The organism is Streptomyces sp. ISL-10 (assembly GCF_018614575.1).
In the GTDB taxonomy this organism is placed as follows: Bacteria; Actinomycetota; Actinomycetes; order Streptomycetales; family Streptomycetaceae; genus Streptomyces.
This window is the reverse complement of the sequence record NZ_JAGGOJ010000020.1, coordinates 13,391-35,508: the sequence shown is the minus strand read 5'-3', so window position 1 is coordinate 35,508 and position 22,118 is coordinate 13,391. Positions and strand designations below refer to the sequence as shown.

General features: G+C 69.7%; 19 protein-coding genes. 9 read left to right on the top strand and 10 right to left on the bottom strand.

Annotated elements, in window-relative coordinates:
- Positions 1–44: 44 nt before the first annotated feature.
- Complete coding sequence (locus tag J7E88_RS23710; protein ID WP_215184345.1) at positions 45–2,432, bottom strand: hypothetical protein; 2,388 nt, start codon at positions 2,430–2,432, stop codon at positions 45–47.
- A 195-nt stretch (positions 2,433–2,627) separates the two neighbouring features.
- Here J7E88_RS23710 and J7E88_RS23705 point away from each other — a divergent pair, with 195 nt between their 5' ends.
- Positions 2,628–3,191: a hypothetical protein gene (locus J7E88_RS23705; protein WP_215184343.1), complete on the top strand. Its 564-nt coding sequence runs from the start codon at positions 2,628–2,630 to the stop codon at positions 3,189–3,191.
- 58 nt (positions 3,192–3,249) lie between these two features.
- On the opposite strand, the gene J7E88_RS23700 is transcribed toward J7E88_RS23705, so the two are convergent.
- The 4 genes from J7E88_RS23700 to J7E88_RS23685 form a co-directional block, all read right to left on the bottom strand.
- Complete coding sequence (locus tag J7E88_RS23700) at positions 3,250–3,681, bottom strand: Fur family transcriptional regulator (protein ID WP_215184341.1); 432 nt, start codon at positions 3,679–3,681, stop codon at positions 3,250–3,252.
- Positions 3,682–3,753: 72 nt separating this feature from the next.
- Positions 3,754–4,644, bottom strand: a complete 891-nt coding sequence (locus J7E88_RS23695) for a metal ABC transporter permease (protein WP_215184339.1) — start codon at positions 4,642–4,644, stop codon at positions 3,754–3,756.
- Positions 4,645–4,646: 2 nt separating this feature from the next.
- A complete protein-coding gene (locus J7E88_RS23690; protein ID WP_215184337.1) occupies positions 4,647–5,417 on the bottom strand; it encodes a metal ABC transporter ATP-binding protein in 771 nt (256 codons plus the stop codon).
- Between the two features lie 46 nt (positions 5,418–5,463).
- Positions 5,464–6,462 carry a metal ABC transporter substrate-binding protein gene (locus J7E88_RS23685; RefSeq protein ID WP_215184335.1) on the bottom strand — a complete coding sequence of 333 codons (999 nt, stop codon included), beginning with the start codon at positions 6,460–6,462 and terminating at the stop codon, positions 5,464–5,466.
- A 191-nt stretch (positions 6,463–6,653) separates the two neighbouring features.
- On the opposite strand from J7E88_RS23685, the gene J7E88_RS23680 reads away from it, so the two are divergent.
- Together J7E88_RS23680 and J7E88_RS23675 are read left to right on the top strand one after the other, a co-directional pair.
- Entirely contained in the window at positions 6,654–8,033 is a 1,380-nt protein-coding gene (locus J7E88_RS23680) for a glycine--tRNA ligase (protein ID WP_215184333.1), read from the top strand.
- 74 nt (positions 8,034–8,107) lie between these two features.
- On the top strand, positions 8,108–8,341 hold the full coding sequence (locus J7E88_RS23675) for a hypothetical protein (RefSeq protein WP_215184332.1): 234 nt from the start codon (positions 8,108–8,110) through the stop codon (positions 8,339–8,341).
- A 28-nt stretch (positions 8,342–8,369) separates the two neighbouring features.
- Here the strand turns inward: J7E88_RS23675 and J7E88_RS23670 are convergent, their stop codons facing one another.
- Both J7E88_RS23670 and J7E88_RS23665 read right to left on the bottom strand, forming a co-directional pair.
- Positions 8,370–8,954 (bottom strand): TetR family transcriptional regulator, encoded by a 585-nt coding sequence (locus tag J7E88_RS23670; RefSeq protein ID WP_215184330.1) that lies wholly within the window; start codon positions 8,952–8,954, stop codon positions 8,370–8,372.
- Positions 8,955–8,983: 29 nt separating this feature from the next.
- Complete coding sequence (locus tag J7E88_RS23665; protein WP_215184328.1) at positions 8,984–10,003, bottom strand: aldo/keto reductase; 1,020 nt, start codon at positions 10,001–10,003, stop codon at positions 8,984–8,986.
- Between the two features lie 229 nt (positions 10,004–10,232).
- Here J7E88_RS23665 and J7E88_RS23660 point away from each other — a divergent pair, with 229 nt between their 5' ends.
- Positions 10,233–10,427, top strand: a complete 195-nt coding sequence (locus J7E88_RS23660) for a DUF6243 family protein (protein ID WP_215184326.1) — start codon at positions 10,233–10,235, stop codon at positions 10,425–10,427.
- Between the two features lie 439 nt (positions 10,428–10,866).
- Here J7E88_RS23660 and J7E88_RS23655 read toward each other — a convergent pair whose 3' ends face one another.
- Positions 10,867–12,288 carry an MFS transporter gene (locus tag J7E88_RS23655; protein ID WP_215184324.1) on the bottom strand — a complete coding sequence of 474 codons (1,422 nt, stop codon included), beginning with the start codon at positions 12,286–12,288 and terminating at the stop codon, positions 10,867–10,869.
- A 52-nt stretch (positions 12,289–12,340) separates the two neighbouring features.
- Here J7E88_RS23655 and dusB point away from each other — a divergent pair, with 52 nt between their 5' ends.
- The 3 genes from dusB (at position 12,341) to J7E88_RS23640 (ending at position 18,281) form a co-directional block, all read left to right on the top strand.
- Positions 12,341–13,492: a tRNA dihydrouridine synthase DusB gene (gene dusB / locus J7E88_RS23650; RefSeq protein ID WP_215184322.1), complete on the top strand. Its 1,152-nt coding sequence runs from the start codon at positions 12,341–12,343 to the stop codon at positions 13,490–13,492.
- Positions 13,493–13,896: 404 nt separating this feature from the next.
- Positions 13,897–16,605, top strand: coding sequence for a pyruvate, phosphate dikinase (gene ppdK, locus J7E88_RS23645; RefSeq protein WP_215184320.1), 2,709 nt, complete (start codon positions 13,897–13,899; stop codon positions 16,603–16,605).
- Positions 16,606–17,261: 656 nt separating this feature from the next.
- Positions 17,262–18,281, top strand: a complete 1,020-nt coding sequence (locus tag J7E88_RS23640; protein ID WP_215184318.1) for a helix-turn-helix transcriptional regulator — start codon at positions 17,262–17,264, stop codon at positions 18,279–18,281.
- Here the strand turns inward: J7E88_RS23640 and J7E88_RS23635 are convergent.
- The gene (locus J7E88_RS23635) at positions 18,251–19,411 is read right to left on the bottom strand and encodes an alkaline phosphatase PhoX (RefSeq protein WP_215184315.1); all 1,161 of its coding nucleotides are present in this window, start codon (positions 19,409–19,411) and stop codon (positions 18,251–18,253) included. The two genes, J7E88_RS23640 and J7E88_RS23635, sit on opposite strands and share 31 nt — an antisense overlap.
- A 311-nt stretch (positions 19,412–19,722) precedes the next feature.
- On the opposite strand from J7E88_RS23635, the gene J7E88_RS23630 reads away from it, so the two are divergent.
- Positions 19,723–20,145 carry a VOC family protein gene (locus J7E88_RS23630; protein WP_215184313.1) on the top strand — a complete coding sequence of 141 codons (423 nt, stop codon included), beginning with the start codon at positions 19,723–19,725 and terminating at the stop codon, positions 20,143–20,145.
- 39 nt (positions 20,146–20,184) lie between these two features.
- Here the strand turns inward: J7E88_RS23630 and J7E88_RS23625 are convergent, their stop codons facing one another.
- Positions 20,185–20,961: an AraC family transcriptional regulator gene (locus J7E88_RS23625; RefSeq protein WP_215184707.1), complete on the bottom strand. Its 777-nt coding sequence runs from the start codon at positions 20,959–20,961 to the stop codon at positions 20,185–20,187.
- A 149-nt stretch (positions 20,962–21,110) separates the two neighbouring features.
- Here J7E88_RS23625 and J7E88_RS23620 point away from each other — a divergent pair, with 149 nt between their 5' ends.
- Positions 21,111–22,106 (top strand): DMT family transporter, encoded by a 996-nt coding sequence (locus J7E88_RS23620; protein WP_215184311.1) that lies wholly within the window; start codon positions 21,111–21,113, stop codon positions 22,104–22,106.
- Positions 22,107–22,118 lie beyond the last annotated feature (12 nt).

The window sequence follows — 22,118 nt, the reverse complement described above, 5'->3', positions numbered from 1 at the left end:
TGTGACCAGGTGCGGGGCCGAAGCCGTGTTCGCCGGGTGCCGGGTCAGCCTGTGGTGGCCTTCCGGCGTCGCATCCACCAGGTGAGTGCTGCGCCGGCCGCCGCGAGGGCGGCGGCGATGCCCGCGATCAGCCCGACGGGTGTGCTGGAGCCGGTGTCGGCGAGGTCGCCGTCCGGGTCCTTCGCGGGCGGGGTCGGCTTGTCGCCGCCGGGCGTGCTGGGCTGCGGGCTGGGGGTGTCGGACGGCGACGGGGTGGACGGACCGTCCGTCGGCGTCGGGGTCGGGGTCGGCGTGGGAATCGGGTCGTCGTCCCCGCCCGCCGGTTCGCCGGAGCCGTTGCCGCCGATGAGGGCGGTGTCGGTGTCGCGGTATGCGGTCTCGGTCTTCACCGACGTCTTGGTGTTCTTGTCCAGGCGCGGGTGCTCCAGGTCGAAGCGGACCCGGGTGATGTTGCGCTTGGGGGCCTTGGAGAAGTCGACGCCGCCCATGACGCAGGTCTTGTTCTGGCCGCCGACGTTGCAGGGGTAGCTGTAGTCACCTTCCGTGTAGGACTTCATGTAGGCGTCCCAGGTCTTCTTCGGCGTCCAGCTCCTGTGCTCCGCGCTCAGCGGCCACCGCGCCACGTTGTTGCTGTTGATGATGGGGCGGAAGTCGGTGGCGCGGTCCTTGTCCTGGTCGCGGATGTACTCGGCGGCGACACGGGAGGAGTAGACGCGGCGCAGGTCGGCGTAGGCCGGACCGGTGTTCACCTTCTTCTCGACATCGGGGATGACGTACTGGTCGACGAGGCTCTGCGACGTGCGGATCTGCGCCTCGGTCAGCTTGCAGTCGCTGCCGTTGGGGTCGGGATACTCGACCTTCTGCGGTTCGGCGTTGACCTTCAGGGGCGCGTCGAGGATGTAGATGCCGTCCTTCTCCACGCGGACCTTGGCGGTCTTGGGGACGATCCACAGGCGGATCTGGTGGCCGCAGGGGATGTTCGCGGCCTGCATGGCGTCCCAGTACTGCTTGCCGACACCCTCGCGGGGGTCCATGTCCTTCGCGTAGTCGTGCTTCATCTCAAGGTCTGCTTCGAGGAGCACGCGGCCGGCGTCGGTCTTCCCGAACGTCTTGTCCATGATCTTGTCGGGCTGGTCGGGGTTGAGGTTGACCCAGAACGTGTCCGGGGTCAGTGCCAGCCAGGTGAACATGGCGTCGGAGGCGAGTTGCAGCCTGGCCTTGCCGCCCCAGCCGGGGTTGTTGTCCGGGTCCTTGGCGTAGTCGGCCTTGAAGGAGTAGTCCAGGCCCTTGCCCTTGACGGGGCTGCCGACGTAGTTCAGCTCCAGGGTGGAGAAGTCGATGCCGCCCGGTCCGCCGCGGCCGAAGACGCCGTTGCCGTTGGCACCCCGGTACTGGTGCTGGATCTGCCGGGCGGTGCCGGGGGTGGATCCGGAGCGGAAGGCGGCGTCGTTGATCGGGCCGATGGAGCCGACCCTGCGCGGGTCCGGGTTCATGATCGGGTTGTAGCGGGTGTACTGGTTGGGGCGCCACCTGGGCGCGCCGGTGGAGCGGTGCTCACGGATGGTGGCCTGGTTCTGCTTGCCGCCGCGTTCGGCCTCGAGCTGCTTGTTGAGCGTGGCGTATTTCTTGACCGTGTTGGACGAGGTCGAGTCGCCGGTGATCAGGCGCAGCTTGTGGTCGCTGTACTGCTGATTGCGCAGGACGTGGTTGTCGTAGCGGAACTGCTTGGCAATGTGCTTGCCGTTGGACTTGAACTCCACGAACTCTTTGGTCTTGGCGTTGTAGGCGTCGTACTTGCGGACGGCCTGCTTGCCCGTCTTGGGATCGATGACGGGCTTGCCGTCCTTGTCGAAGACCGGGACGTCCTTCTGGCAGATCCAGTCCGGGCCGACGAGCTTGAAGTCACGCACGACCTTGGCTTCGAAGCCGTCGCCCTTGAGCCGGTTGGCCTCGTAGCCGATCAGGCGCTGGTCCAGCCAGGTGCCCCACGTCTTGATGCCCGTGGACTTCTTGGCCTGGACGTTGTAGCGGGCATAGATCTCCAGGACCCGGTACTTGGGGTTCTGGGTGGCCTCGAACTTCTTCTTCCACTTCTGGGCGTCGGCATCGGTGTCCCCGGCGAGGTCGCTCTGTGCCCGGTTGGGTGCCTTGAGGCCGTCGAAGGCGTGCGAGGGGTTCTCGAACCAGTAGTCGTCCCACTCGTTCTGCGGGCGCTGGCTGAAGGGCTGGTTCTTGCCCTGGATGCCGGAGCCGGCGGGCGGTGAGCCGTACTCCTTGCCCAGCCACTTCTTGTCGCAGCGGATGGTGCCGGGTGCGGCGTCGGCTTCGCTCTGGAAGGCGGGCACGCCGGTGACCAGGATTCCGGCTGCGGCGATGGACGCGAGGCAGGCCGCCATGCGTGCCCGGATGCGTGTGCGTAGGGAATTGCTCAACGTGGTGTCCCCTGGGGGGCATGGGAACAGAAGGTGCGGGCGGTGGGGCCCCCGTGACATGCCACCGCCAACTCCCCCACCTTAGAAGCACATGCGGTGCCCGATGCAACGAGTTTGCCGGCGTGGCGTGTGCCAACTTCGTTACACGGCACGGCGGTTCAGAGGGCTGTCGGAGACCCTCTCTACCATGACCGCATGGGTGATCAGATCGACGAGGGCCTCGACCGGCAGAGCTGTCCCGAACTGCTGGCATGGCTCGCCGAACGCGAAGCGGCATTCGAGCCCTGGGCCACCGCCCTGGGGCGCCCCCTCGAACGATGGGACTTCAGTGCTCGGTCACTGGACGCTCTGGAAGACCTCGTGCGGGAGAGGTTCGCCGACGCGGAGGAGGTCATGGCCGCGAAGAGCGGCGCGTTCGTCCAGGGAGCGACCTGGTACATCGGCGAGGCGATCCGCCGGTCGTTCGCGGAGTGCGGAACGCACGATCCGCTCGTGTGGATGTACGACCCGGCGCCCCTCACAGGGCGCGCCCCGTCGTCGTTCTTCGACCCGGCCACGCGCGTGGTGACCGACACCCCGTTCGTGGGGCTGCCGGGCTCGGTGGACGGCGAGTGGCTGTACCCGATGGGGGCGCTGTACGAGCTGTACAGCACCGTGAACGAGTGGGACGAGCCCATCGAGCCGCACCTGCGCGGCGTCCTGCACGACCCCTACGACGACGAGGACGAGGAGGACGACGAGGACGAGAACGGGGGCTGACCCCACCAGCCGCCCCCCATGGAGAAGGACAGGGAGAAGGGCAGGGGGAGCGGACCGGTCAGGCGGTCTTCGCCGCGCACTCCGCGCACGTACCGAAGATCTCGACCGTGTGCGCCACATTCACATAACCGTGCTGCGCGGCGATCGTCTCTGCCCACTGCTCCACGGCCGGGCCCTCGACCTCCACCGCCTTGCCGCACAGCCGGCACACCAGGTGGTGGTGATGGTCGTCCGTCGAACAGCGCCGGTACACCGACTCGCCGTCGCTCGTGCGCAGCACGTCGACCTCGCCCGCGTCGGCGAGCGACTGGAGCGTGCGGTAGACCGTAGTCAGGCCCACCGAGTCACCGCGGTGCTTGAGCATGTCGTGCAGCTCCTGCGCACTGCGGAACTCGTCCACCTCGTCGAGCGCCGCAGCCACCGCTGCACGCTGCCGGGTGGACCGGCCTCGCACCGGGGCGGTCTTCCCGCCGGTTGGCGCCGTGGTCACAGGAGCCTCCTCGCCTCGCCCGCACATGTGTCGGGCCATTCTGCCAGGCCCGCGTGCGGGCACCGTCCGCGCTCAGACCTTGACGTCGTCAGTGGGCCGTCGTGTACCCGGCATGTCCAGTGTGCTCTCGGTGCTGCCGGCCGCCGGTTTCGCCCGCAGGCGCGCCAGCGGCAACGCCAGCGCCGTGAGCACCACGAAGACGGCGATGGCCAGCAGGACGATCGTCGCTCCCGGCGGCACGTCCTGGTAGTAGGAGGTGGTGGTTCCGGCCAGGGCCACGGCGATCCCGATGCCGACCGCGAGCGAGAAGGTGGTCCGGAACGAGCGCGTCACCTGCTGCGCGGCCGCCACGGGCACCACCATCAGCGCGCTGACCAGCAGCAGGCCCACCACGCGCATCGCCACGCTGACCGTGACCGCCGCAGTCACCGCGATCAGCAGGTTCAGCGCGCGGACCGGCAGCCCGGTCACCCGCGCGAACTCCTCGTCCTGGCTGATCGCGAACAGCTGCTTGCGCAGCCCCAGCGACACCAGGACGACGAAGCCGGCCAGCAGCGAGATCGCCGTCAGGTCCTCCGGCGACACCGTGGACAGCGAACCGAACAGGAAGGAGCTCAAATTCGCCGTCGAGCCCGTGTCGGAGAGGTTGATGAGCATCACACCGCCTGCCATGCCGCCGTAGAACAGCATCGCCAGTGCGATGTCGCCCCGGGTGCGCCCGTAGGCGCGGATGAGCTCCATCAGCACCGCGCCGAGCACCGACACCAGCGTCGCCATCCACACCGGGTTCGTGGACAGCAGGAATCCGAGGCCGACGCCGGTCATCGCGACGTGGCCGATTCCGTCGCCCATCAGCGCCTGCCGGCGCTGAACCAGGTGAATGCCGACCGCAGGGGCGGTGATGCCGACCAGGAGCGCCGCGAGGAGCGCCCGCTGCATGAAGTCGGTTTCCAGGATTTCCATGATCAGGTCAGCAGTCCCGTGCGGAGCGGCTCGTCGGCCGCGTGCGGATGTACGTGGTCGTGACCGGGCAGGGCGTGCTGGCCCACTGCCTGCGGCGGCGGTCCGTCATGCACCACGCAGCCGTCGCGCAGCACCACCGCGCGGTCGATCAGGGGCTCCAGCGGACCCAGCTCGTGCAGCACCAGCAGCACCGACGTGCCGTCGGCGACCTGTCGGCGCAGCGTCGACGCCAGGATGTCCTGGCTCGCGAGGTCCACGCCCGCCATCGGCTCGTCCATGATCAGCAGTTCGGGCTCGGAGGCCAGCGCCCGCGCTATCAGCACCCGCTGGTGCTGGCCGCCCGACAGCGCCGTCACCGAGTCCTTCATGCGGTCGGCGAGCCCCACCACCTCGATCGCCCGCTCCACTGCCGCTCTGTCGGCGCGCGAGGAGAAGCGGAAGCGGGTCCGGGAGAGCCGGCCCGCGGACACGACCTCCCGTACCGTCGCCGGCACGCCGCTCGCGGCCGTCGTCCGCTGCGGCACATAGCCGATGCGCGCCCACTGCCGGAACCGGCGCAGTGGCGTGCCGAACAGCTCGATCGAGCCATCCGTCAGCGGCACCTGGCCGATCACGGAGCGGACCATGGTCGACTTGCCCGAACCGTTGGCGCCGAGCAGTGCCACGACCTCACCGTGCCCGACCGTGAGGTCCACGCCGCGCAGCACGGTGCGCGTGCCGAGCGTGGCCCGTGCGCCGCTGACGGAGACGACCGAATCCGTTACGGGCTCCATGGCGTGCGCCTTTCGTGTGTGCGGGGTGGGGTCGCGTCGTGCGGGATCACTTCGCGCCGAGAGCCTTCTGCAGCGCGGCGAGGTTGGCCCGCATGACCTCGATGTAGTCATCGCCCTTGGACCGGTCGGTGATTCCCTCCAGCGGGTCCAGGACGTCCGTCCTCAGGCCCGTGTCCGCCGCCAGGGTCTTCGCAGTCCTGTCGCTCGCGAGGGTCTCGAAGAAGACGGTGGTGACCTTCTCCTCCTTCGCGACGGTCTGCAGCTCCTTGATCCGGGCCGGGCTGGGCTCGGACTCGGGGTCGATGCCCGCGATGCCCTCCTGGTCCAGGCCGTAGCGCTCGGCGAGGTAGCCGAAGGCGGAGTGCGTGGTGATGAACGTCTTCGTGGCGGAGTTCTTCAGGCCCCGCTCGAAGTCGGCGTCCAGGTCGCCGAGCTTCGCGACGAGGGCGTCGGTGTTCTTGGCGTAGGCCGCGGCGTGGTCCGGGTCGGCCTTCTCCATGGCCTTGCCGACGCCCTTGGCGACCTCGGCGTACTTCACGGGGTCGAGCCAGATGTGCGGGTCGGCGCCGGCCTCGCTCTCGCCCTCGTGGGCGCTCTTCTCCTGGCCGGGCTCGGCCTCGTGACCGCTCTCCTCGTGGCCGTGGTCGTGGCCGCCCTCGGCGGCGTGGTTCTCCAGCTTCGTCAGCGTGGCGGCGTCGATCTTGTGCTTCACGCCGGACTCCGCGATCGCGTCGTCGACGGCGGGCTGGACGCCCTTGAGGTAGAGGATGAGGCCGGAGTCGTTCAGCTCGGCGGTCTGGCGGGGCTTCAGTTCGAGATCGTGCGGCTCGACGCCGGGCTTGGTGAGCGTGGTGACGGAGACATTGGCGCCACCTATCTGCTCGGCGAGATACTGCATCGGATAGAAAGACGCCACGACCTTCAGCTTGCCGTCGCTGCTGCCGCCCTCGGCGGCGTCGGAGGTGGAGCAGGCGGAGACGGCCATGAGGCCGAGCGCGACAGCTCCGGCGACGGCGGTGGTGGGTATGAGGCGTCGTACGTTCATGACACTCATTTTCAACAAAATCGGAAACGATTGTCAATAAACCCTGTGGCCTGGGCATCCACCCGGACCGATTTGATCCGGAGGGTGCGGCCGCCGGTAACCTGAAGCATTCGCCCGCACGTACCAGAGCATCACCCCCATCGAGGCGCTCCGCGCCACCACCTGTCCGTCGTCGTAATGAAGAGAGCACCGTGGCCGCCGACAAGATCGACACCATCGTCAGCCTGAGCAAGCGCCGTGGCTTCGTCTACCCGTGCAGCGAGATCTATGGCGGCCAGAAGGCCGCCTGGGACTACGGGCCGCTGGGTGTCGAGCTCAAGGAGAACATCAAGCGCCAGTGGTGGCGCTACATGGTCACCTCCCGCGAGGACGTCGTCGGCCTCGACTCGTCGGTGATCCTGGCCACCGAGGTCTGGGAGGCCTCCGGCCACGTCGCCACCTTCACCGACCCGCTCACCGAGTGCACCTCCTGTCACAAGCGCTACCGCGCCGACCACCTGGAGGAGGCCTTCGAGGCGAAGCACGGCCGCCTCCCGGAGGGCCTCGCCGAGGTCAACTGCCCCAACTGCGGAAACAAGGGCCAGTTCACCGAGCCCAAGCAGTTCTCCGGCCTGCTCTCCACCCACCTCGGCCCCACCCAGGACTCCGGCTCCATCGCCTACCTGCGGCCCGAGACCGCGCAGGGCATCTTCACCAACTTCGGCCAGGTCCAGCAGACTTCGCGCAAGAAGCCCCCGTTCGGCATCGCCCAGATGGGCAAGTCGTTCCGCAACGAGATCACGCCGGGCAACTTCATCTTCCGCACCCGCGAGTTCGAGCAGATGGAGATGGAGTTCTTCGTCAAGCCGGGCGAGGACGAGCAGTGGCACGAGTACTGGATGGAGCAGCGCTGGAACTGGTACACGGGCCTTGGTCTCCGTGAGGAGAACATGCGCTGGTTCGAGCACCCGGCCGAGAAGCTCTCCCACTACTCCAAGCGCACCGCCGACATCGAGTACCGCTTCCAGTTCGGCGGCAACGAGTGGGGCGAGCTCGAGGGTGTGGCCAACCGCACCGACTACGACCTCTCGGCGCACTCCAAGGCGTCCGGCACCGACCTGTCGTACTTCGACCAGGAGGCCGGCGAGCGCTGGACGCCGTACGTCATCGAGCCCGCCGCCGGTGTCGGCCGCACCATGCTCGCCTTCCTCCTCGACGCCTACAACGAGGACGAGGCCCCCAACGCCAAGGGCGTCATGGAGAAGCGCACCGTCATGCGCCTCGACCCGCGCATCGCGCCCGTCAAGGTCGCCGTGCTGCCGCTGAGCCGCAACCCGCAGCTCTCGCCGAAGGCCAAGGGCCTGGCCACCGACCTCCGGCAGAACTGGAACATCGAGTTCGACGACGCCGGCGCCATCGGCCGCCGTTACCGCCGCCAGGACGAGATCGGTACCCCGTTCTGCGTCACCGTCGACTTCGACACCCTCGACGACAACGCGGTGACCGTCCGCGAGCGCGACACCATGAAGCAGGAGCGTGTCTCCCTGGACCAGATCCAGGGCTACCTGGGCAGCCGCCTGCTGGGCTGCTGATCACCGCTGCCCGTTCGTCACAAAGCCCCCGGTTCCTGATACGGAACCGGGGGCTTGTGTGCAGACTGAGGCGCATGGTGTCGATGACCACCAGCAAGGTCAGCAGATGGGACGGACACGGCAGGGAACACGTCGTGCGCGTCCAACGGTCCGGTGTGCAGCGGCTGTTGCGCTGCGACACCTGCGGGTGGCGCAAGAGCGTCCAGTTCTCCCCCTGGCTTCGCCGGTGGTACCACCACCCCTGGCTGAAGGCGGAGGAGCACCTGGTCCAGGAGCACCAGGCGACGGTCGACCCGACGGCGACGTAGGAGGGGCGGGCCTGCTGGAAGAGGCCCCTCAGGCGCGCAGTCCGCGCAGCAGGAGATCCACCACCGCGCCGAACTCCGCATCGATCGTGGGCTTTCGCCACTCCGGCGCGTACGCCGGGTCGTGGAAGCGGGCGGTCGCGTCGAAGAGGGCGCGGGCCGTGGCCGCCGGATCGGCGTCGGCGAAGTCACCGGCCCGGACCCCCTCTTCGACGATCTGCCGGAGCTGGTCGAGCATGGCGTCCAGATGCCGGTCCACGACACCGCTGTTCTCGTCGATCAGCACGCCGTACGTGGCGAACAGCTCGGGGTCGTCGCCCGCCTTGTGGCGCTTGGCCTCGAAAAGCGCGGAGAACCAGTCGGCGAGCTTCTCGGACGCGGTGCGGTGCGCTGCCCCGGTGATCTCCGCGAGGGCGACCTCCGCGCGGCCGAGCCAGCGCTCGGTCACCGCCTCGCGCAGTGCCGCCTTCGTGCGGAAGTGGCGGTAGACGCTGCCGTGGGAGACCCCGAGCGCCCGGGCGACGTCGACGACGGTGGCCTTGGCCGGGCCGTAGCGGCGCAGCACCTCCTCGGTGGCTTCGAGGATGCGCTCGGCGGTCAGGGTCTCGGTGGGCATGGTGTGACAGTACCGCCGAGGCGGACCCGTCAGCGCTCGCTGTCCAAGTGCGCCATCTGGGCCTCGGGGTACCGCGCACCGGCCGCCGCACCCGCGGGGACCGCCTGCTCGACGGCCGCCAGATCGTCGGCCGACAGCTCCACGTCCAGTGCCCCCAGCGCCTCGGCCAGACGCGTGCGGGTGCGGGCGCCGATGAGCGGCACGATGTCCTCGCCGCGCGACAGCACCCAGGCGATCGCCGTCTGCGCCACGCTGACGCCCTTGCTCTCGGCCACCTTGCGCAGCTGCTCCACCAGATCCAGGTTCCGCCGGAGGTTGTCGCCCTGAAAACGGGGGCTCATGCCACGGAAGTCGCCGGGGCCCAGCTCGCGGTCACGGGTGAAGTGCCCGCTGATCAGCCCGCGCGAGAGCACCCCGTACGCCGTCACGCCGATGCCGAGCTCGCGGACGGTGGGAAGGATCTCCTCCTCGATACCGCGCGAGATCAGCGAGTACTCGATCTGGAGGTCGGCGATCGGGGCGACGGAGGCGGCCCGCCGGATGGTCTGTGCCCCGACCTCGGAGAGGCCGATGTGGCGGACGTGCCCGGCCTCGACGAGCTCGGCGATGGCGCCGACGGTCTCCTCGATCGGAACGTCCGGGTCCACGCGGGCGATGCGGTAGACGTCGATGTGGTCGGTGCCCAGCCGCTGGAGGCTGTACGCGGCGAAATTCTTGACCGCGGCCGGCCGGCCGTCGTAGCCGGTGAAGCCGCCCTCGACGGTGCGCAGCGCGCCGAACTTCACGCTCACCAGGGCCTTTTCACGGGCGGTGGGGCCGGCGGTGCGCAGGGCCTCGTTGATCAGCAGCTCATTGTGGCCCATGCCGTAGAAGTCGCCCGTGTCGAGGAGGGTGACGCCGGCGTCGAGGGCCGCCTGGATCGTCGCGATCGACTCGGCACGGTCGGCCTCGCCGTAGAGCGCGGACATGCCCATGCAGCCGAGGCCGAGGGGGAAGACGCGCGGGCCGGTGGCGCCGAGGGGGCGGGTGGGGTGCGGGACGGAGGTCATGAGGGCTCCCAGAGGGTCGGTCGTAGCGACGACTATGACATGACGGCTGACAGATTTGAATATCTGTCATCACATGGCTTCCCGGCGGGCGGAAACCATGTGCTCCGGCCCTTCGCCGCGCGGTACGGTTCGACCCATGTCCTCGTTCTTCCAGATCGACGAGTGAGAGGGCGGCGGTCACTCCGCCTCCCGATTCCCGAACCACTTCTCACCCCTTTGGGAGAACCCCATGGCCAAGAGCCGCAACAACCTCCTCGGCGTCGGCGGTCAGCGCAAGAAGCTGTCCCGCGCCGACGCGCACGGAAACGGGCCCGAGCGCACGGCGGACCGCAAGGCGGCCGCCGACCAGAAGCAGGAACTGGTGCGCAAGATGCGTGAGCGCGCCCAGGGACAGCCGGAGCAGCCGCAGGAGGACGCCTCCTGAGCGCATGACCACGAAGGGGCCCGGACCGCGTAGTGCAGCGGTCCGGGCCCCTTCGCGTGTCCCGCCCCGGTCCCCCGTGTGCGGCAGGCCCGGGCTCAGCAGCGCCGGCACGATGATCACGAGCTCGCAGCAGCAGCCTCACCGTCAGCGCCCGGCCATGCCGGCCTCGACGACCCCGGCGACAGGAACAGTGACCCGAGGGTGGCGACCCCAGCGCCGGCGCGGACTGCTACGTCGTTGCCCTCACTCCGCTGCCCACCCCGGCGCGGTCGGCGGACACGTCCGACAGCACGATCCGGAAGAGTGCCGGCAGCCGCAGCCCCGGCCGGGATCCACGAGCGGCCGGAGAAGCCACGGGGGCTCGCCATACGGCGGCCGCCGTATGGCGAGCCTCCTCATGCGGGAGCCGCGGAGTGCCCGACCCGACGGGGCCGGGTCCTCACCGGAGGGCGCGGGTGTCCTCTTCGCCGGGACACGCCAACCGCTGGGCCGTGCGGTGCGCGGATTCCTGCGCGCGGCGGCCACTGGTGAGCGCGCCGACGGCCAGGACGCACACGCCGCAGCCGGCGATGATCCACCACGCGGGCCGGCTCGCGGCGGCGAAGCCCTGGCTGTGGGCGGAGGAGGGGACTCCGGCAGCGAGAACGGCCCCGATGACGGCTACGCCGAGCGTCTGGCCGACCTGGCGGCTGGTGGAGGCGACCGCCGCGGCGACCCCGGCCTGGGCGCGGGGCATGCCGGAGACGGCGGTATTGGTGATGGGCGCGTTGACCATGCCGAAGCCCAGGCCGAACAGGACGTAGCCGGCGAACATCAGCACCTGTGACGTCTCTGCCTCGAACGCGGCGAACAGGAGGCCGCTCGCGGCCATGGTGGTGCCCGCGATCAGCAGTGGCAGGCGCGGGCCCCGGCTGCCGACGAGCCGTCCCGACAGGGGCGCGGCCACCAGGGTGAGGCCCGCCATCGGCAGCATGTACAGGCCGGCGCGCAGGGCGGAGTGGCCGAGCACGTCCTGTAGGTAGAGGGTGTTGACGAAGAGGAAGCCGGCGAGCGCCGCGAACGCGCAGACCGCGATGACGGTGGCCCCGCTGAACGGCAGGCTGCGGAAGAAGCGCAGGTCGATGAGGGGCTCGCGGCGCCTCGGCTCGTAGAGCAGGAGACCGGCCAGGGCCCCGGCCGAGAGCGCGGCGAACGCGGGGTCGGCCTCGATGATCGCGTAGGTGAGCGAGCCGAGCAGCACGATCACCAGGAGCTGGCCGACCGGATCGGCGCGGCGGGGCCTCGGCGCGCGGGACTCCGGGACATAGCGCCAGGTGAGCACGAGGGCGGCGAGCCCGACGGGCAGGTTGACCCAGAAGATGGACCGCCAGCCCACGGTGTCGACGAGCAGCCCGCCGACCAGCGGTCCCGCGGCCATCGAGATGCCGACGACACCGCCCCAGACGCCGATGGCGCGGGCACGTTCGCGCGGGTCGGTGAAGGTGTTGGTGATGATCGACATCGCCACGGGGTTGAGCATCGCGCCGCCGACGGCCTGCACCATGCGGAAGGCGACGAGCAGTTCGAGGCTGGGCGCCAGCGAGCAGAGCAGGGACCCGAGGGTGAACAGCACGAGCCCGGCCTGGAAGACCCGGCGGCGGCCGATGCGGTCGGCGGTGGAGCCGGCGAGCATCAGCAGCGAGGCGAGCACCAGGGTGTAGGCGTCGATCGTCCACTGCATGCCTGCGAAGGAGGCGTCCAGCTCGTCGCGCAGGGACGGGAGGGCGACGTTCAGGACGGTGTTGTCGAGGCTGACGATCAGCAGACTCATGCAGCAGATCGCCAGGATCAGGAGCCGGTGCCGGCGGCCGATCTCGTGCATGGGCGCATGGTACGGCTGCCTGAGGACCTTGCGGGTGCGGGACAATGGGCCAATGACCACGCTCGCCCCCGCCGCCGCCACGCTCCGGATCGGCCCGCACACCGTGCAGCCGCCGGTGGTGCTCGCGCCCATGGCCGGAATCACCAATGCCCCCTTCCGCACCCTCTGCCGTGAGTTCAGTGGCGGCAAGGGCCTGTTCGTGAGCGAGATGATCACGACGCGGGCGCTGGTCGAGCGCAATGAGAAGACGATGCAGCTCATCCACTTCGACGAGACCGAGAGGCCGCGCTCGATCCAGCTGTACGGAGTGGACCCGGTCACCGTCGGCAAGGCCGTGCGCATGATCGTGGACGAGGATCTGGCCGACCACATCGACCTGAACTTCGGCTGCCCGGTCCCCAAGGTGACCCGCAAGGGCGGCGGCTCGGCCCTTCCGTACAAGCGGCCGCTGCTGCGGGCGATCCTCAACGAGGCCGTGACCAACGCGGGCGACCTGCCGGTCACGATGAAGATGCGCAAGGGCATCGACGACGACCACATCACCTGTCTCGACGCGGGCCGTATCGCGGTCGAGGAGGGCGTGACGGCGATCGCCCTGCACGGACGCACGGCGGCGCAGCACTACGGCGGCACGGCCGACTGGGACGCGATAGCGCGCCTGAAGGAGCACGTCCCGGAGATCCCGGTGCTGGGCAACGGCGACATCTGGTCCGCGGACGACGCGCTGCGGATGATGCGCGAGACCGGCTGTGACGGGGTGGTCGTGGGACGCGGCTGCCTGGGGCGGCCGTGGCTCTTCGGCGACCTGGTGGCGGCGTTCGAGGGCCGTGGCGACGACTACGCGCGGCCCACCCTGCGCTGCGTGGCGGACGTGATGGTGCGCCATGCGCGGCTGCTGGGGGAGTGGATCGGCGACGAGTCGCGGGGCGTCATCGACTTCCGCAAGCACGTCGCCTGGTACCTCAAGGGCTTCTCCGTCGGCTCCGAGATGCGCAAGAAGCTGGCGGTCACCTCGTCGCTGGACGAGTTGAGCGCTCACTTGAGCGCGCTGGAGCTGGACCAGCCGTGGCCGGAGGGTGCGGACGGGCCGCGCGGACGGACCTCGGGCAACAACCGCGTGGTGCTGCCGGACGGCTGGCTGAAGGATCCGTACGACTGTGGCGGGGTCTCGGCCGAGGCTGAACTGGACACTTCGGGCGGCTGAGCGCTGCTCGGAGGCTGTTCGGCCGGTCCGGATGGTGGAATTCCGTCAGCTCGGTCGGCGTGATCCTCGCCACCCCTGATAGGGGGTGCGCTCAGATGAGCGATATTCGGATTGCTGCATCTTTCAAAGGGTGGCACTCAGTGCCACCCTTTTGGGGTTCGCCTCCTGGCTTCATTTTTGACTCTCCGTATGAGAAGCGGCAGCAGATCATGACTGATCGTGCTGATCTCTTCAGAAGTTGAAGAGAGTGGTCTATATCTGCCGTCCGTCCGGGCACTTTCGATCTGCTGGCGGACGAGTGGTTAAGGCCGTATGACGCGCAAGTGGACGTACCCAGGTGCCTTCGATCTGGGTATGTTCCTCGCCGTCAGGGCAGCCACCGAGTCCTCGAGGAGTCGAGACCCGTGTCGGAAAACAAAGATCAGAAGTTCGTCTACGACTTCACCGAGGGCAACAAGGACCTCAAGGACCTGCTCGGCGGGAAGGGTGCGAACCTCGCCGAGATGACCAACCTCGGTCTCCCCGTCCCTCCGGGGTTCACGATCACCACCGAGGCCTGCAAGGTCTACCTCGACAGCGGCCAGGAGCCCCCGGCCCTCCGTGACGAGGTGACCGCACACCTCGACGCCCTGGAGCAGTCCATGGGCAAGAAGCTCGGCCAGGCCGACAACCCGCTGCTGGTATCCGTACGTTCGGGTGCCAAGTTCTCGATGCCGGGCATGATGGACACCGTCCTCAACATCGGCCTCTCCGACGAGTCGGTGGCCGGCCTCGCCACGCAGGCCGGCGACGAGCGCTTCGCCTGGGACTCCTACCGCCGCCTCATCCAGATGTTCGGCAAGACCGTGCTGGGCGTCGAGGGCGAGCTCTTCGAGGACGCCCTCGACGAGGCCAAGGCCGCCAAGAAGGTCACCGTCGACACCGACCTCGACGCGGCCGACCTGAAGAAGCTGGTCAAGCAGTTCAAGAAGATCGTCAAGACCGAGGCCGGGCGCGACTTCCCGCAGGACCCGCGCGAGCAGATGGACCTCGCCATCCACGCGGTCTTCGACTCCTGGAACACCGACCGTGCCAAGCTCTACCGCCGCCAGGAGCGCATCCCCGGCGACCTCGGCACCGCCGTCAACGTCTGCTCCATGGTCTTCGGCAACCTCGGCCCGGACTCCGGCACCGGTGTCGCCTTCACCCGCGACCCCGCCTCCGGCCACCAGGGCGTCTACGGCGACTACCTGCAGAACGCGCAGGGCGAGGACGTCGTCGCCGGTATCCGCAACACGGTTCCGCTCGCCGAGCTCGAGTCGATCGACAAGAAGTCGTACGACCAGCTGATGCAGATCATGGAAACCCTCGAGACGCACTACAAGGACCTGTGCGACATCGAGTTCACCATCGAGCGCGGCCAACTGTGGATGCTCCAGACCCGGGTGGGCAAGCGCACCGCCGGCGCGGCGTTCCGCATCGCCACCCAGCTCGTGGACCAGGGCCTGATCGACGAGGCCGAGGCGCTGCAGCGGGTCAACGGCGCTCAGCTCGCGCAGCTGATGTTCCCCCGCTTCGATGACACGGCGAAGACCGAGCTGCTCGGCCGCGGCATCGCCGCCTCCCCGGGTGCGGCCGTCGGCAAGGCCGTCTTCGACTCCTACACCGCGGTCAAGTGGTCCCGGTCCGGCGAGAAGGTCATCCTGATCCGCCGCGAGACCAACCCGGACGACCTGGACGGCATGATCGCCGCCGAGGGCATCCTGACATCGCGCGGCGGCAAGACCTCGCACGCGGCCGTCGTGGCGCGCGGCATGGGCAAGACCTGTGTCTGCGGCGCCGAGGAGCTGGAGGTCGACACCAAGCGCCGCCGGATGACCGTGGGCGACCAGGTCATCGAGGAAGGCGACGTCGTCTCCATCGACGGCTCCACCGGCAAGGTGTACCTCGGTGAGGTGCCGGTCGTGCCCTCCCCGGTCGTCGAGTACTTCGAGGGCCGGATGCACGCGGGCGCGGACGACGCCGACGAGCTGGTCGGGGCCGTGCACCGGATCATGGCGTACGCGGACCGGGTGCGCCGGCTGCGCGTGCGGGCCAACGCGGACAACGCCGAGGACGCGATGCGCGCCCGCCGCTTCGGCGCCCAGGGCATCGGCCTGTGCCGCACCGAGCACATGTTCCTCGGTGAGCGTCGCGAGATGGTCGAGAAGCTGATCCTCGCCGACACGGACGAGGAGCGTGAGGAGGCCCTGCAGGCGCTGCTGCCGCAGCAGAAGCGGGACTTCGTCGAGCTGTTCGAGGCGATGGACGGGCTCCCGGTCACGGTGCGTCTGCTCGACCCGCCGCTGCACGAGTTCCTGCCCGACATCACCGAGCTGTCGGTGCGCGTCGCCCTCGCCGAGGCCCGCAAGGACCACAACGAGAACGACCTCCGCCTGCTCCAGGCCGTGCACCGTCTCCACGAGCAGAACCCGATGCTGGGTCTGCGCGGTGTACGCCTCGGCCTGGTCATCCCCGGCCTGTTCACCATGCAGGTGCGGGCGATCGCCGAGGCCGTGGCCGAGCGCATCGAGGCCAAGGGCGACCCGCGTGCGGAGATCATGATTCCGCTGGTGGGCACGGTCCAGGAGCTGGAGATCGTCCGCGACGAGGCCGAGCAGGTCATCGCGGAGGTACAGGCGGCGACCGGTGTGGAGCTCAAGCTGGCGCTCGGCACGATGATCGAACTGCCGCGCGCCGCGCTGACCGCCGGTCAGATCGCGGAGGCCGCGGAGTTCTTCTCCTTCGGTACGAACGACCTCACCCAGACGGTGTGGGGCTTCTCGCGGGACGACGTGGAGGCGAGCTTCTTCACGGCGTACCTGGAGAAGGGCATCTTCGGGGTGTCGCCGTTCGAGACGATCGACAAGGACGGTGTGGGCTCGCTCGTACGCAACGCGGTGGAGGCGGGCCGGGCGACGCGCCCGGACCTGAAGCTGGGCGTGTGCGGCGAGCACGGCGGCGACCCGGAGTCGGTGCACTTCTTCCACGAGGTGGGCCTGGACTACGTCTCCTGCTCCCCGTTCCGCATCCCCGTGGCGCGCCTGGAGGCGGGCCGCGCGGCGGCGCAGTCGACCGGCAGCGACTCCCGCTGACGGATCACTGAACGCCGGAGCCGTCACCTGGGTCCGGGGGTGACCCCGGAGCGCGGTACCCCAAACCCTCACCGACGACCGGTGTCGGCTCCGGAACGCGAAAGAAAGAGGCGGGCGCCTGTGCGGGGCGCCCGCCTCTTCGCATGCCGTGTGTCGTGTGCCATATGTCGCCGTGCGGCCCCGCCCGCGCCCAGGGCGCCCTGGGCGCGGGCGGGGGTTCGGGTGGCGTGGCCTCCCCGCGGCCGGGTGCGGGGAGGCCGGCCGTGGTGACGCCCGCAATGGTCGGATGCGCCGGTGCTGATTCGCCATTCAGTTGAATTGCGTACGTCCAGCGGGAAACGAATTTCTGCCAAATTCTCGCCAAAGGAATCGGCGGAGCGCGACCGGCGGATCCCCACCCACCGGCCGCGCCCCATTACCCGTGCCGGACACGGAGCCGCAACCTCCGCCACCGCCGCCGGACGCGAAGGCCCCCCACGGTCCTTGCTGCGTCACATCGGTGAAGTAGGTTTCATGCCCGACGTCGTACAGCCTTTCGGTTGCCCCTGTGCTCTCGCGAGGCGTTTCAACTGTGGCTGAAACACCGTGGTAACAACCTGTGATTGCATGCATACTCAGTGATGGGGGCGATTGCAGGTGCAACATGTGGGGGTTCGGTGCTTCGAATTCATTTCAATGCGGACGACCTGGCGAAAGTGCGCATGGCCGCCAGGCCCGACGCGTTGTGGGAATCCATTCTCAGTTTTCACCGATTGCGCGACCGTCGAGGCGCACTCGTCTTCGGTGAATGGCGCTCAGAAGCCCGCGCGCGGTTGAAGGGTGAAACACGTCTCCTCGCCCAACTCGTGCCGCCGAGGGGATACTTCCCCGACTTTCTGACGCCCGCGGAGGGCCGGCACGGCCTCGACGCGGGTCTGGAGGCGCTCCGCGCCACCCCGCCGGCACGGCTGCACACCGAGCTGGCCCTCACGGTCGCCCACCGCTCGCCACTGCGCGTCCTGCCCGCCCGGCTCCTCGCCCTCGCCGAGGGCCGCTCGGAGGCCCTGTCGCGTCTCGTGGCCGCTCTGCGCGCGTACTACCGGGCCGCCGTCGAGCCGTACTGGCCGCACATCCAGGCCCGCGTGGAGGCGGACCGGGCCGTGCGGGGCCGCGCGCTGCTCGACGGGGGCGCGGACGAGCTCCTCGCCTCGCTGCCGCCCGTGCTGCGCTGGCGGGCCCCGGTGCTGGAGGCCGACTACCCGGTCGACCGCGAACTGTGCCTGGACGGGCGGGGCCTGCTGCTCCAGCCGTCGTTCTTCTGCCGCGGCACGCCTGTGGTGCTGCGCGACACCTCACTGCCGCCGGTGCTCGTCTACCCCGTCGCGCACGGGGGCGAGCCGGCCTTCGGCGAGTGCGCGGGCCCCTCGCTGGGCCGCCTCGTCGGCCACACGCGTTCCGCCGTGCTCCAGGCCATCCGCAACGGCTGCACCACCAGCGAACTGGCCCGCAGGGCGGGCGTCTCACTCGCCTCCGCGAGCCAGCACGCCGCGGTGCTGCGCGAGGCAGGACTCGTCGTCACCCTGCGCCACGGCAACGCGGTCCTGCACACGCTCACCCCGCTGGGCGCCGCCCTGCTGCGCGGCGGCGCCTCGGCGGAGCCGGAGACCTACGCGCGGAACGGACCGGTCACCTCGTAGGTGATGCCGCCCGAGGAACTGCCCGTGGTGCCGCGCTGGCTGGAGAAGTACAGCCGACGGCCGTCGGGCGAGAAGGCCGGGCCGCAGATCTCCGACGAGGACTGCCCGGTGACGCGCAGGAACGGCGCGACGACGTCGTCCGGCGTGATCACGCAGACCTCCATGTTGCCGCCGTCCTCGGCGACGAACAGGTCACCGGACGAGGAACCGGTCACGTTGTCCACACCCGTCAGCGGCGCACCGCCGCCGACGACGAGCGAGTCGTCGTAGGCCAGCTCGTAGGTGCTGTTCAGCAGATTCAGCTGCCACAGCCGGTTGTCGCCCTTGGTGGTGAACCACACAGTGTCGTTGGCGTAGTGGCAGCCCTCGCCGCCGTTGAACAGCTTGGCGCCGGACACCTGGTCGCGTGTGGGGGTCGGCGAGCCGTCGGGGTCCGGCACGGTCGCCCAGGTGAAGCTGCCGGACGTGGCGGTGCCGGCCTTGAGGACCTGGAGCGTGCCGGAGGAGAGGTTGCCCCAGGTGGTGGGCACGAACCGGTAGAGGCAACCGTCCGACGCGTCCTCCGTCAGGTAGATCACCTTGCGGACCGGGTCGGCCGCGGCCGCCTCGTGGTTGAAGCGGCCCATCGCGCTGCGGCGGACAGCGGCGTTCACGCCCCACGGGTCGGTCTCGTAGACGTAGCCGGTGCTGACCTCCTCGCAGGACAGCCAGGTGTTCCAGGGAGTGGCCCCGCCGGCGCAGTTGCGGTTGGTGTTGGACAGGATGCGGTACGCACCGGTGATGCCGCCCGACGAGTCGAATCTGATCGCACTCGCACCGCCGGTCGACGAGATCTCCGAGTTGGAGACGTAGATCCAGCCGGCGCCGTTGGCGAAGCAGGCGCCGCCGTCGGGGGCGTTGTGCCAGGTGTACGAGGTGGAGCCGACCGTCTGGCCGGACCGGGCGATCACCCGGCTGGTGAAGCCGGTCGGGAGCTGGATGCCGTTCGCGTCGGCCGCGCCGAGCGCACCGTAGGGGCCGGGGCCGGGCTGCGCCGGCGCCGCGGACGCGGCGCCCTGCCACAGGGTGAAGCCGAAGGCCGCGGCGGATGTGCCGACGACCGCGCCACGCAGGAAACTACGACGTTCCACTTGTCACTCCAGTGTGGGATGACCGCCCCGCGGCGCCGGCCGGCGCCGCGGGGTCGCGCGTGGCAGAACATAGGAGAGGCGCATGGACGCCACGTCAACGTGTCATGGCTCACAGGCGTCCGCTCCGGGCAGTCCCGGTGTGCGCTGGGACGTCGCGCCCGGCTCCGCGCAAGCCCGGGTCCGGGTCCCGAGGCCGGGGTGAAACTTTTCTGCGCGCGAGCGATGAGTACGCGGCGCCCGCACCGTCTACCTCTTCGAACGCACAGCACCGCACAAGCGCCCGACCGAAGCCCCGTGAGAGAGAGACGGCCATGCCCCAGATGATCTTCGTGAACCTTCCCGTGAACGACCTGGAGACGAGCAAGGCCTTCTGGAGCAAGCTCGGCTACTCCTTCAACCCGCAGTTCACCGACGAGAACGCCGCATGTCTGGTCATCAGCGACACCATCTTCGCGATGCTGCTGACCGAGCCCCGGTTCAAGGACTTCACCAAGAAGGAGATCGCGGACGCCGCCACGTCCACCGAGGTGATCCTGGCCCTGAGTGCCGAGAGCCGGGACAAGGTCGACGAGCTGGTGGACGCGGCCCTCGGCGCCGGCGGCTCGCCGGCCAACGACCCCCAGGACCACGGCTTCATGTACGGCCGTTCCTTCCAGGATCCCGACCACCACCTGTGGGAGGTCATCTGGATGGACATGGAGGCGGCCACGGAGGCAATGGCGCAGGGCAAGTGAACCCCGCGAAGGCCGGGCCGGCCGGTTGTGACACGTCCGTCACGACCGACCGGCCCGCTGGTACAGCCCTGGCGTCACGCCGAAACAGCGCACGAACCACCGGTGGAAATGGCTCTGGTCGCTGAAGCCCACCGCGGCGGCCGCGTCGGCCGCCGATGTGCCGGCCGCGAGCATCCCACGGGCCCGCCGCAGCCGCACCTGCCGCTGCCAGTCGGCCGGTGACATCCCGTACTCGGACCGGAAGGCCCGGTACAGGGCGAACCGGCTGCAGCCCGCCGTCTCGGCGAGGTGCTCGGCCGTCACCTTCTCCGCGTACGCGTCCGCCAGCAGCGCCCGGGCCCGGCGCGCCGCCGTCCGGGCCGCACTCTCACGGGCCGGGACGCGGGCCCGCGGCGGACGCGCCGTGCCACGGGCCACCATGGCCGTGACCGCCGCCATCAGCCGCTCGTCGCGCACCAGAGGGTCCGCGTCGCCGACGAGGGCGGTGTGCAGCCGCAGCAGGGCGCCGCTCAGCACCGGGTCGCTCAGCGCCGGCTCGGGGAACAGCGGCATGACCGCCCGCCCACCGGCCGTGTCCGTCAGCACCTCGCGTACGACATCGGGGCCGATGTGCACCATCCGGTACTGGTAGCCGAGATCGGCCGCGGCCCGCCCGTCGTGCGGATCGTCCGGGTTGAACGCCATCACCATGCCCGCGCCGCTGGTGTGCGCGCCGCCCCGGCAGCTGAAGCGCTGGGCGCCCGCCTCGGTGATCCCGAACGAGTACGCGTCATGGCTGTGCGGGTGGTAGACGTGGTCGAAGAAGTGGGCGTGCATCGCCTCCAGCGGACGGTCCGGGTCGCGCCAATAGCGTGCCCAGCCCTCCCCGTACGCGCCCGGTGCCCCGTCAGCCGTGTCCACGCTCCCATTGTCCCCCCGCACATACGTACAAGACCGGGCAGGGCACGGGCTGCGACGCTGGCCCCATGGACTCGGCGAAGACGATCAACACCCCCAAGAGCAAGGACAATCCGTATCTGCTGCTGACGGTGACCATGGTGCTGTGGGGCAGCGCCTTCAGCAGTTCGAAGACGGTCGTGGAGCAACTGCCGTACAGCGTCGCGGCGTTCCTCCGCTTCGGCGGCGGAGCGATCGCCCTGCTGCTCGCCGTGCGCCTCTTCGGCCGCCGCGACGCACGGGTGGCACCCCGCGACCGGGGAAGGGCGGCACTCGCCGGGCTGCTCGGCGTCTTCGTGTACAACCTGAGCTTCTTCTGGGGTCTCTCGCTGGCGCCCTCGATGGACGCGGGCGTGATCGTCCCGGTCATGAGCCCGGTGCTCACCACCGCGTTCCTGCTGATCACCCGCAAGGAGTCGGCGTCGCCGGCGCGCATCGCGGGGCTCGGCCTGGGCGTGGTGGGTGCCGTGGTCTTCTTCGTCGGCGCGAGCACCGGCGGCGGGGGCGCGACACGGCTGACCGGCGATCTGCTGTTCCTGCTCAGCGCCGTCTGCTGGGCCGCCTTCACCCTGTCCGGGCCGCGCGTGCTCGCCGGCATCGAGCCGCTGCGGGCCACTGCATACGCCACCTGCGCCGGGGCCGTGGCCCTCGGCCTGTTCTCCGCTCCCCGGCTCGGTGACGTGAACTGGGGCGAACTACCCACCGGGGTCTGGCTGAACGTGGTGTTCCTCGCGGTGGGACCGACGGCCCTCGCCAATCTCCTCTACTACCGCGGGGTCGGCACGGTCGGACCTGCCTCGGCGTCGGTGATGATGTTCCTCGTGCCCGTCTTCGGCAGCTCCGCGGCCATGATCTTCCTCGACGAGTCCTTCGGCGCCGTCCAGGCCGCCGGCGCCCTGGTGCTCCTCGCCGGCGCGGTGCTCGCCGTGACCCAGGGACGCCTGCCGGGCCGCAGGGGCCCGGCAGGCGACGGGAATTCCGCTCACGCGCCGCGAAGAGTCAGGGCAGTGACAGACGACGCGTGAGCGGAGCCGGGG

Coding starts and splice junctions, on each gene's coding strand:
- J7E88_RS23705 (WP_215184343.1), top strand. CDS start 2,628: ATGGGTGATCAGATCGACGAGGGCCTCGACCGGCAGAGCTGTCCCGAA.
- J7E88_RS23695 (WP_215184339.1), bottom strand. CDS start 4,644: ATGGAAATCCTGGAAACCGACTTCATGCAGCGGGCGCTCCTCGCGGCG.
- J7E88_RS23690 (WP_215184337.1), bottom strand. CDS start 5,417: ATGGAGCCCGTAACGGATTCGGTCGTCTCCGTCAGCGGCGCACGGGCC.
- J7E88_RS23685 (WP_215184335.1), bottom strand. CDS start 6,462: ATGAACGTACGACGCCTCATACCCACCACCGCCGTCGCCGGAGCTGTC.
- J7E88_RS23675 (WP_215184332.1), top strand. CDS start 8,108: ATGGTGTCGATGACCACCAGCAAGGTCAGCAGATGGGACGGACACGGC.
- J7E88_RS23670 (WP_215184330.1), bottom strand. CDS start 8,954: ATGCCCACCGAGACCCTGACCGCCGAGCGCATCCTCGAAGCCACCGAG.
- J7E88_RS23665 (WP_215184328.1), bottom strand. CDS start 10,003: ATGACCTCCGTCCCGCACCCCACCCGCCCCCTCGGCGCCACCGGCCCG.
- J7E88_RS23660 (WP_215184326.1), top strand. CDS start 10,233: ATGGCCAAGAGCCGCAACAACCTCCTCGGCGTCGGCGGTCAGCGCAAG.
- J7E88_RS23655 (WP_215184324.1), bottom strand. CDS start 12,288: ATGCACGAGATCGGCCGCCGGCACCGGCTCCTGATCCTGGCGATCTGC.
- dusB (WP_215184322.1), top strand. CDS start 12,341: ATGACCACGCTCGCCCCCGCCGCCGCCACGCTCCGGATCGGCCCGCAC.
- J7E88_RS23630 (WP_215184313.1), top strand. CDS start 19,723: ATGCCCCAGATGATCTTCGTGAACCTTCCCGTGAACGACCTGGAGACG.
- J7E88_RS23625 (WP_215184707.1), bottom strand. CDS start 20,961: ATGCACGCCCACTTCTTCGACCACGTCTACCACCCGCACAGCCATGAC.
- J7E88_RS23620 (WP_215184311.1), top strand. CDS start 21,111: ATGGACTCGGCGAAGACGATCAACACCCCCAAGAGCAAGGACAATCCG.